This window comes from Streptococcus parasanguinis (assembly GCF_016648925.1).
In the GTDB taxonomy this organism is placed as follows: Bacteria; Bacillota; Bacilli; order Lactobacillales; family Streptococcaceae; genus Streptococcus.
On record NZ_JACLQX010000001.1, the window covers coordinates 171649 to 182698 of the forward strand.

The window sequence follows — 11050 nt, forward strand, 5'->3', positions numbered from 1 at the left end:
TAGAAGCATTGGTTGCTCACAGGACAATCATTTTTACTGATTATTTTTCTGATTCTTCGGCATCAAAGGCTGCTTTTGCTTCCTTTGCTGCTTTTTCACGTGCTTTTTCAAGGTCATCCACATGAATCACATCATCGTCTTCCCCTTCATCAAGGTCACGAAGTTCCACTTCTTGATCATCTTCGTCCAAGACACGCATGTCAAGACCAAGTGATTGCAATTCTTTGACAAGAACGCGGAAGGATTCTGGTACACCTGGTTTTGGAATTGGTTTACCTTTGGTAATCGCTTCATAGGCTTTCAAACGTCCGTTGACATCATCTGACTTGTAAGTCAAGATTTCTTGAAGGACATTTGATGCACCATAAGCCTCAAGGGCCCACACTTCCATTTCCCCGAAACGTTGTCCACCAAACTGAGCTTTCCCTCCGAGTGGTTGTTGGGTAACCATTGAGTATGGTCCAACTGAACGGGCATGGAGTTTATCATCAACCATGTGGTGAAGCTTGATCATGTACATGACACCGACAGAGACACGGTTGTCAAACGGCTCACCAGTACGTCCATCGTAAAGAATGGTCTTGGCATCGCTATCCATACCAGCTTCTTTCACAGTATCCCAGAGATCTTCTGAGCTTGCTCCATCAAAGACTGGTGTCGCGATGTGAATACCCAAGTTACGAGCTGCCATACCAAGGTGAAGTTCCATAACCTGACCGATATTCATACGTGATGGCACCCCAAGAGGGTTCAACATGATATCAACCGGTGTACCGTCTGGAAGGTAAGGCATATCTTCAACTGGAACAATACGAGACACAACCCCTTTGTTTCCGTGACGACCGGCCATCTTATCTCCGACGCGGATCTTGCGTTTTTGTGCAATGTAAACACGAACCAACATGTTGACACCAGATTGTAATTCATCACCGTTTGCACGGGTAAAGATCTTAACATCGCGAACGACTCCATCTCCACCGTGAGGTACACGGAGTGATGTATCACGCACTTCACGAGATTTATCCCCAAAGATAGCGTGAAGGAGACGTTCTTCAGCAGAAAGGTCTTTTTCACCTTTCGGTGTTACCTTACCGACAAGGATATCGCCTTCTTTAACCTCAGCACCAATACGGATAATACCTGTTTCATCCAAGTCACGAAGAGCATCTTCCCCAACGTTTGGAATTTCACGGGTAATTTCTTCAGGGCCTAACTTGGTATCGCGTGTTTCTGATTCGAATTCTTCCAAGTGAACAGATGTGTAGACATCTTCTTTCACCAAGCGTTCGCTCATGATAACGGCATCCTCGAAGTTATACCCTTCCCAAGTCATGTAAGCGACGATTGGGTTTTGACCAAGGGCCATTTCCCCTTTTTCCATTGATGGACCGTCAGCGATAAAGTCACCTTTTTCAACGGTTTCACCAACTTTAACCAGAGTACGTTGGTTGTAGGCTGTACCGGAGTTTGAACGACGGAATTTTTGAACATGGTAGACGTCCAAAGAACCATCTTCCCGACGGACTTCCACCTTATCCGCATCTGCATAGGTAACCTTACCACCATGTTGTGCAATAACTGCAGCACCTGAGTCATGGGCTGCTTGGTATTCCATACCAGTACCCACATAAGGGGCTTTTGGATCAATCAATGGAACAGCCTGACGTTGCATGTTGGCACCCATGAGGGCACGGTTGGAGTCATCGTTTTCCAAGAAAGGAATACATGCTGTCGCAACGGCAACTACTTGTTTTGGAGACACGTCCATGTAGTCGACTTGATCAGATGGGAACTCTTGGTTGTTACCACGGTGACGTCCCATAACGATTGGCTCAGCAAAGCCACCCTTTTCGTTCAACTTAGAGTTGGCCTGAGCGACGATGTACTCATCTTCTTCATCGGCTGTCAACCAAACGATTTCGTTGGTCACTACACCTTTTTCACGGTCCACTTTCCGGTATGGCGTTTGGATGAAACCATATTTGTTCAAGTGTCCGTATGAAGACAAGTTGTTGATCAAACCGATGTTTGGTCCTTCAGGTGTTTCGATTGGACACATACGACCATAGTGGGTATAGTGCACGTCACGCACTTCATATCCGGCACGGTCACGTGTCAAACCACCAGGCCCTAAGGCAGACAAACGACGTTTGTGAGACAACTCAGAAAGTGGGTTATGTTGGTCCATGAACTGTGACAACTGTGAAGAACCAAAGAATTCTTTGATCGCTGCAGTTACTGGACGAATGTTAATAATTTGTTGTGGTGTCAAGATATCGTTATCTTGCACAGACATCCGTTCGCGAACGTTTCGTTCCATCCGTGAAAGTCCAAGACGCACTTGGTTGGCAAGCAATTCACCAACGGCACGAATCCGACGGTTTCCAAGGTGGTCGATATCATCTACACGGCCAATTCCTTCTGCAAGGTTCAAGAAATAGCTCATCTCTGCCAAGATATCTGCTGGAGTTACGATGCGTACTTTGTCAGATGGATTAGCATTTCCGATGATGGTGACAACACGGTCTGGATCTGTTGGAGCGACAACTTTGAATTTTTGCAATTCAACTGGTTCTGTCAAAACAGCAGCATCATTTGGAATGTAAGTGATTTTGTTCAAACCGTTATCCAATTGTCCTGAGATGCTGTCGATGACATCGCGCGTCATCACGGTACCAGCTTCTACAAGGATTTCTCCTGTTTCAGCATCCACCAACGGTTCTGCAATCGTTTGGTTCAACAAGCGGTTCTTGATATTGAGTTTCTTGTTGATCTTATAGCGACCAACTGGTGCCAAGTCATAACGACGTGGATCAAAGAAACGGGCCACCAACAAGCTACGTGAGCTTTCCGCTGTCTTTGGTTCACCTGGACGAAGACGCTCATAGATTTCTTTGAGGGCTTCATCTGTCCGTGAATCCATTGGATTTTTGTGGATATCTTTTTCGATGGTATTGCGAACCAATTCGCTATCCCCAAAGATATCGATGATTTCATCATCTCCTGAGAATCCAAGAGCACGCACAAGCGTTGTAAATGGAATTTTACGTGTGCGGTCGATGCGTGTGTAGGCGATGTCTTTTGAGTCAGTTTCAAGCTCTAACCAAGCTCCACGGTTAGGGATAACAGTAGATCCATAACCAATCTTACCATTCTTGTCCACCTTATCATTGAAGTAGACACCTGGTGAGCGGACCAACTGAGATACGATAATCCGTTCTCCACCATTGATGATGAAGGTTCCCATTTCAGTCATGATTGGGAAATCACCAAAGAAAACTTCTTGGGTCTTGATTTCACCTGTTTCTTTGTTGACCAAACGGAAGGTCACAAAGATTGGTGCTGAGTAGCTGGCATCGTGAATGCGCGCTTCTTCAAGCGAATACTTGGGTTCGCGGATTTCATAACCCACAAATTCCAATTCCATTGTATCCGTGAAGTTTGAGATTGGAAGCACATCTTCAAATACTTCCTTCAAGCCATGATCCAAGAAATCTTTGAATGAGTCTGTCTGGATTTCAATCAAGTTTGGTAAATCAAGAACCTCTTTGATTCTTGAAAAACTACGACGGGTCCGATGTTTCCCGTATTGAACGTCATGTCCTGCCAAAGTTTTTAGCTCCTTTTTCTATACTAGGATAGCTTGGTAACATCACTCCTACCACCTATCCGGTTTTAACTACAATTTTGTGATTTGCATCACGTGAAGAGCTGTCTCTTCACCTTATTCGTCGCTTTTTGTAATTTTTAGAAAAATTAAATTTGTGTAACAAACTAGGGTTTTCCTGAAAAATAGGCACAAAAAGAGCAGCTAAATCGACTTATTCAAGTAAGATTTAACTGCTGTAAGCTCTTATTTGGACAATATTTCAAATAAAGCACACGACAAATTAGTTATCACTATTATATCGTTTTTTGCTCCAAAAATCAAGGCTTTCTCTAGGTTTTCTACTGGATCAGACTAGCGTCGATTGCCGCGATTGGAACTATTTCGATTTGAACTATTGCTTGATGAACTATTGGTTGTCGAATTGTTCTTATTATTCGACTGATTGCCACTGGTATTGCCGAGAATTGCTGCCCAAGCACTTTGATAATCGCTATCCGATCCCCCGATGGCAAAGCGGTATTGAGTGGTTGGCGCTCCGTTTTTAGCCCAAAGACTGGTTACCGTTTGACCGCTCACATCGATATCCCGGCCATTGACATTGACGCGGCCCGGTCTTTCACCAGTCGATTTGAGCACTTCAGAGCGGATCACACTCTTATCGAGAGTGAATTTATCCTGAATCCCAAAGAGACTTGGATCTGCTTGGTAGATTGCATTCGCCAACTGCGCCATGTATTGGGCATTGTTGTTGTATCCAGTCAAGGTCTGCATGGAAGCATTGTTGTCATGACCGATCCAACCTCCTAAAGAAACATTAGGGGTGGACAGCATCAACCACATATCTCCATTTGAGTTAGTGGTACCGGTTTTTCCAATCCAGTCTGCACCTGCCAGCGTTGGGTTGACTTGGCTAATCCGTGACTTAAAGGTCGTTGTTGCACCAGACGTAATAACCCCGCGCAAGAGATCCTGCATAATCGTTGCCGTTGCTGGAGAGTAAACACGAACAGGATCTGCCTCGTGCTTGTATACCACATCTCCATCTCGATCAATGATTTGCTCTACCATGTAGCGTTTGAGGTAGTTCCCATTGTTAGCAATGGTTTGGAAACCATTGGTATGTTGGGCAACAGTGACCTCAATTCCTCCCCCCATCGGCAGACTCTCAATGCCATATTCAGGGATATCATAGCCCATTTTCTTCATGTAGGATGGGACATCCACACCTTTTTCACGAAGAGTCCGGTAAGTCCAGTAAGCTGGAATATTCCATGAGGTATTGAGGGCCTCACGGAGATCCATCATGGCTGTCCCTCGGCTATCCACGTGCATGATCGGCTCCCCACTTGAGAAATTAGTCGGGTAGTTAGAAAGGATGCTATTGCTTCCCATCAAGCCTTGGTCGATGGCAATCCCATAGGCCAACAGTGGTTTGATTGTAGACCCTGGGGAACGCTCTGTATCAAAGGCATGGTTGTTTTGGTTGCCGTCAAAATTCCGTCCACCGATAAATCCTAAAACGGCACCCGTTCGGTTGTCCATAAGGACATTCCCAACTTCTACAAGACCCGTCCCATCATCCAAGACGCTTCCAAAATTCGCTACCGCGGCCTGCATCGCATTGTGAACCGGTTTGTTGATCGTGGTTTGGATGGTGTAGCCACCTTCGCGCAATTCGCTCTCAGCTAATTCTTGGTAAGCCTTGACGGTTTCATTATTTTTCAAGTCTTGCTTGGTGACATTGTCTCGCTTGATCAAGTAATCATACATGGCTTCTTTGGCTTCTGCCATGGCTTGGAAGTAGAGGTAGTCATGCGGTGTTTTCTCGATGCCATCTGGAGCGATGAAGTCTTTGGTCAAGTCGTACTGAGCATAGGTCTCGTAGTCTTTTTTCGACAAGGTTCCCGTCCGGTACATATTGAACAAAACGTCTTTGGCACGCGCCAGACCTAACTCGAGGTTCTCCTTGCTCTTTAGGCTACCGTCTGCAGCATAAGGAGAGTAGACAATCGGACTTTGTGGCAAGCCAGCGATAAAGGCCGCTTGTGGAACAGACAAGTCTTTTGCAGAGACGCCAAAGATCCCTTGAGCTGCAGCTTCCACACCTGCAATATTTTGTCCTCGATTATTTCGTCCAAAAGGCGAAACATTTAAGTAGGTGGTTAGGATTTCATTTTTATCCATTCCCCGCTCTAAAGCTAGGGCATCAACAATCTCTGTCGCCTTACGAGTAAAGGTTGGAGCGTCTCCCACGACTTGCTGTTTGATCAACTGCTGGGTCAGAGTTGATCCCCCACTAGAGGAACCCACACCGGCTACGGATCCAAGTGTTGCCCGAAGAACGGCTTTAGGTACAACCCCCTTGTGGCTTTCAAAATTCTCATCCTCAGTAGCGATCACAGCCTTCTTGACATTATCTGAAATGGCGTCTCCTGCGACTGGCGTGCGGATCAAATCACTGTCCACTTCTGCAATCAAGCTCTTATCGGAATAAGTCAGTTTTGAAACACTGCTAACGTTGCGGACCTGCTGGACCAATTCTTCTGTCTTTGGAACCTTGACATTGCTAAAGAGGCTCGCCGCATAACCAATCCCGATCCCTGCGCCAAATAAAAAGAGGCACACGAACAGGGCGATCATCACATCCCACAAGAGTTTGAGGGTTCGCAAAAAGGTCGCAAAAATATCGCCGACAGACCAGCTACTTTCCTCATTTTTTTCCTTATTCGGAGTTTCTGTATACATCTTTGCAAAGAATTTTTGAACCTTCTTCCAAAACTCTTGCAGCTTCTCTTTTAATTGATTCACTGATTCTTTCTCCTTGTTCCCTATATTATAGCAGATTAGACCCCTTGTTTTCAATCACAAGAGCGTAGAAATCGTCACTCATTCTGCCTGGGTAAGGACAAGAAAATGATGGAAAGCATTGCCATTTCCGTGGTTTATGGTAGAATAGAGAAATGAATAAACTTATAAAGGAGAAAAGACACATGCACATTTTTGATGAGCTAAAAGAGCGTGGTTTGGTATTTCAAACGACGGATGAAGAAGCCTTACGCAAAGCACTGGAAGAAGGTCAGGTTTCTTATTATACTGGTTATGATCCAACTGCTGACAGCCTTCACCTTGGTCACTTGGTTGCCATCTTGACGAGCCGTCGTCTTCAACTAGCAGGCCACAAACCTTATGCGCTCGTTGGCGGTGCGACTGGTCTCATTGGTGATCCGTCCTTCAAAGATGCTGAACGTAGTCTCCAAACAAAAGAAACTGTACAAGAATGGGTTCGCTCTATTCAAGGGCAATTGTCTCGTTTCCTCGATTTTGAAAATGGGGACAATAAAGCCGAAATGGTCAATAACTACGATTGGTTTGGAAGCATTAGCTTTATTGACTTCCTTCGTGATGTCGGAAAATACTTTACGGTCAATGCTATGATGAGTAAAGAATCTGTTAAAAAACGGATTGAAACAGGGATTTCTTACACAGAGTTTGCCTACCAAATCATGCAAGGCTATGACTTCTACGTCCTCAACCAAGAACACAATGTAACCCTTCAAATCGGTGGATCTGACCAATGGGGAAACATGACAGCCGGTACTGAGTTGATGCGTCGTAAAGCAGATAAAACTGGTCATGTTATGACTGTGCCTTTGATCACAGATGCAACTGGTAAGAAATTCGGTAAATCAGAAGGTAATGCGGTCTGGCTCAATGCAGACAAAACATCTCCATACGAAATGTACCAATTCTGGATGAATGTGATGGATGCGGATGCTGTGCGTTTCTTGAAGATCTTCACTTTCTTGTCACTTGATGAGATTGAAGAGATCCGCAAACAGTTTGAGGCCGCTCCTCATGAACGCTTGGCTCAAAAGATCTTGGCGCGTGAAGTGGTTACCCTCGTCCACGGCGAAGAAGCCTACAAGGAAGCCCTCAACATCACCGAACAACTCTTTGCAGGAAACATCAAAAACCTTTCTGTAAAAGAACTCAAACAAGGCCTTCGTGGTGTGCCAAACTACCAGGTCCAAGCAGAAGACAACCTCAACATTGTTGAACTCTTGGTCACAGCTGGTGTGGTAAATTCTAAACGCCAAGCCCGCGAAGATGTTCAAAACGGAGCTATCTACGTCAACGGCGAACGCATTCAAGACCTTGACTATGTCTTGAGCGATAGCGATAAATTAGAAAATGAATTGACCGTTATCCGCCGCGGTAAGAAAAAATACTTTGTTTTGACTTATTAAGAAAGTAAAACCACGAAGTTAATACGAAACTTCGTGGTTTTCTTATACACTTTTTTCTGGGACTATTTCCCTTTTCTGCGATACAACAATGCTTGGTTGATTCGTTGAGTTTTTTTATGGAGTTGCCAAATCTGGTAAAGCCAGATCAGGCCGTAAATGGCTAGAAAGATCAACCAAGGAATCGGGCTCCGTAAGGCTGCCCCCCAGCCAAAAAATAAGTAGGTCAATGCTAAGATGGTAGCTGTCACAACTAAATGCAGGACCACACGCAAACTATAGGTCAAAAACTCTTCTTCCTCAAGAATGAACGTCAAAACTCCCATTGTTCCACTCATTAAAAAGATCGCTAGGATGTTGCGTACATTCACAGCGGGATAGACGATGTTGGGATAGATATGGGATAATAACACCAAACACAAATAAAAGAAGGATCCTGTCCTCATACCAGATACAAAATAAGCTATAACTCGTTTCATCACTTTCTCCTATACCCCTAAATAATCCATCAAGGATTTGACATATTTCCGACTGACACTTGATTTCACTCCGCGTGTCAGTTTAGCCATCATATTGCCTGAAAAACTATCCGATAGCGATTCTAAATGGTCGATATTCATCACCGCGTGGCGTGATATCTGTAAAAAATTACGACGATTAATCCGATGTTGAAAATTTGTCAAAGTATCTCTGACGGTGAACGTTTTGTCTGTCGTATAAATGGTTAGCTGATTCTTATCAATCTCGGCTAGAATAATGTCATCAATTTTCACCATAATCAAATGATCATCTGTTTTGATAGGAATCACTACTTGATTCACTGTCGAAAATTGTTCGAGATAGTCCATCACCTCTCGTGCTTGATCAGATAATTGCTTGGCTTGAACGACCACACAGGGGTCGTTTTCTGGGATATCCTGTTTTTCCTCAAAACGAATCTTCATTCCTACTCCAATTCTCACTTACTTTCTTTTATTCGATCTTTTTGCTAAGGAAACCCAAATCCCCAAAGCTAGAAGAATACCTCCTAACACTATAAGGTATGTTTGTTCCTTTGTCAATAAAGCTTGCCATTTGAGCTGAACGCCCATTTTTTCTTGAAAATCTCGAAGAAGATCATCTCGCCCCTTAAAGGTTTCGCTCACTGCTTCTTTCATGAGTACTTGTCGATAAAGTGCAGCAATATAAGTTGCTGGAGTACATTTCATTAGTAGTTGTGCAAAATCAGGTAGAACACCTAAAGGTACATAAGTCCCTACCAAAAAACCGGAAGCTGTACCCACTATGGTCGCAAACTTTCCAAGACTGTCTACGGATTGGAAAAAATAAACAAAAATGGCATTCACTAAACTAGAAAGCAGGCTACTAAACAGCATGATGAGGAGTACTTCAGGTAATAAAGATAGTGCTGGAGCTTCTCTAAAATAGCCACACATCAGCACATACATAAGGACTTGCATGAAAAAAGAGATGATGATTGCGCTCGTTAGATACGAAAATGGTAACCGCCACTTTCCTTGATCCGATAAATAAAGATCCTGATCTACTTGATGTTCACGGTCCTTTACTAACTGAGTCAGGGCAGCCAGACTTGTCGTAATCCCTGTCACAGCCAGCGTCCCACTCATTAACCAATTATTTAACACAGGACCACTATTTGGGAGCTGAGCCCAAGCATCTGTCAGATTTTTTTGAAGAAAAATAATATAGAGAACAAAGGAAATCAAGGCTCCCAACAGGGAGAAGAAAACTCCTGAACGATTCCTAAAATACAATAAAAAATTTCGCTTTAGTACGGCTAGCATTAGCGGACCTCCCTTCCTGTAAGTGCAATAAAGGCATCATCCATGGTCCCTGGACGAAACTCAAAATGGGCTAGATTATCTCTAACTTGCGCCAGATAATCAATGGCTTCCCTTTCACTCTTGGGTTGAAAAATATACTCCAATTGACTTTGTTGCTCTACTGACATTCCCGAAGATTTGAGACTTTCTATCTGCTGCATCTCCTTGAAACGAATCTTCAAGATATTTTTTGCATACTGGCTCTTAATATCTAGTGCCGATCCTTGAGCAATCACTTCCCCATGGTCTACAATATAAATTTGATCAGCTTCATCTGCTTCGTCAAGATAATGCGTGGTCAATACAACGGTCATTCCCTCTTCTCTCTGCAATTGATAGAGCAAATCCCAAATGGACTTCCGGGTTTGAATGTCTAAACCTGTCGTTGGCTCATCTAAGAACAAAAGGTCTGGACTGTGTAGTAGAGCACGCGCAATGTCAACCCGACGCTTTTGACCACCTGAAAGCGTCCCGTATTTCTGCTTTTGGAAAGCTGATAGGCCTAGCCGATCAATAAGATCAGACACACGATCAGGTTTTAAGCCTTTATACTGTTTCGCACGAATGGTCAGATTTTCCCTAACCGTTAGCATCTCATCTAAGACACTAGTCTGGAAGACCACACCAATTTTCGTACCTGGTTCATAGATGATTTCACCTTGCGTTGGTTGTTTCAAACCAATCAACATGGAAATCGTTGTTGATTTCCCCGCCCCATTTGGTCCTAGAATCGCATTAAAGGTTCCCTTTTCAAACTGTAAATGAATATTGTTTACGGCTAAATGATTTCCATATCGTTTACTGATGTTTTTAGCTTGTAATATCATGTTCTCTCTCCTTTTGATAGAACCAGTCTAGCAAAAAAGCCGTTTAAAAAACGGCTTTTGGGGATAAGTGGTTAAAATGAAGAGATGAGTGGCGAGATAGAAGAGATTAAAATGAGGGAAAAATTCATTGCAACCATTCTTTTCCCCATTGATTCAAGTCCTTTAAAATCGGCATCAGTGATTTGCCTTTTTCTGTCAGCTCATATTCTGTATGGAGTGGCATCGTTTCAAAATCATATTTCTCAACCAATTGGTTCTCTATTAAAACGTCTAAGCCACGTGTCAAACTGATAGTTGTTATCCCTTCAACTTCTCTTCTCAATTGATTGAAACGAACTCTCTTATGCTTGTTTATAACCCATAATATATTCATCCTCCATTTCCCACCAACCACATCTAAGACTCGAGACATACTACAGTTCCAATTTTTATTTGTTAACATTTTTTCTCCTTACAAAAATGTGCCTACTATTCAGGTAGTTTGTAAAGTATTATAATCTATTTATCATTTATTTTAAAGGAGTC

The 11050-nt window shown here is 43.4% G+C and carries 8 protein-coding genes; 1 reads left to right on the top strand and 7 read right to left on the bottom strand.

The features are described from left to right. Nucleotides 1-40: 40 nt before the first annotated feature. On the bottom strand, nucleotides 41-3610 hold the full coding sequence (gene rpoB / locus H7T97_RS00820; RefSeq protein ID WP_049513841.1) for a DNA-directed RNA polymerase subunit beta: 3570 nt from the start codon (nucleotides 3608-3610) through the stop codon (nucleotides 41-43). Between the two features lie 351 nt (nucleotides 3611-3961). Then, entirely contained in the window at nucleotides 3962-6418 is a 2457-nt protein-coding gene (gene pbp1b, locus H7T97_RS00825; RefSeq protein ID WP_201088990.1) for a penicillin-binding protein PBP1B, read from the bottom strand. Nucleotides 6419-6600: 182 nt separating this feature from the next. Between pbp1b and tyrS the strand changes: the two genes are divergently transcribed. Beyond that, nucleotides 6601-7857 carry a tyrosine--tRNA ligase gene (gene tyrS / locus H7T97_RS00830; protein ID WP_003004779.1) on the top strand — a complete coding sequence of 419 codons (1257 nt, stop codon included), beginning with the start codon at nucleotides 6601-6603 and terminating at the stop codon, nucleotides 7855-7857. A gap of 62 nt (nucleotides 7858-7919) precedes the next feature. On the opposite strand, the gene H7T97_RS00835 is transcribed toward tyrS, so the two are convergent. From H7T97_RS00835 to H7T97_RS00855, 5 genes are all read right to left on the bottom strand, one after another. Further along, the gene (locus H7T97_RS00835) at nucleotides 7920-8333 is read right to left on the bottom strand and encodes a DUF3021 domain-containing protein (RefSeq protein ID WP_049472884.1); all 414 of its coding nucleotides are present in this window, start codon (nucleotides 8331-8333) and stop codon (nucleotides 7920-7922) included. 9 nt (nucleotides 8334-8342) lie between these two features. Next, entirely contained in the window at nucleotides 8343-8798 is a 456-nt protein-coding gene (locus tag H7T97_RS00840; protein ID WP_201088992.1) for a LytTR family DNA-binding domain-containing protein, read from the bottom strand. An 18-nt stretch (nucleotides 8799-8816) separates the two neighbouring features. Further along, nucleotides 8817-9659 (bottom strand): ABC transporter permease, encoded by an 843-nt coding sequence (locus tag H7T97_RS00845; RefSeq protein WP_201088994.1) that lies wholly within the window; start codon nucleotides 9657-9659, stop codon nucleotides 8817-8819. Beyond that, nucleotides 9659-10525 carry an ABC transporter ATP-binding protein gene (locus H7T97_RS00850; RefSeq protein WP_201088996.1) on the bottom strand — a complete coding sequence of 289 codons (867 nt, stop codon included), beginning with the start codon at nucleotides 10523-10525 and terminating at the stop codon, nucleotides 9659-9661. Before H7T97_RS00850 ends, H7T97_RS00845 begins: the two co-directional genes overlap by 1 nt. 124 nt (nucleotides 10526-10649) lie before the next feature. Beyond that, nucleotides 10650-10967, bottom strand: a complete 318-nt coding sequence (locus H7T97_RS00855) for a winged helix-turn-helix transcriptional regulator (protein ID WP_150905136.1) — start codon at nucleotides 10965-10967, stop codon at nucleotides 10650-10652. Between the last annotated feature and the right edge of the window lie 83 nt (nucleotides 10968-11050).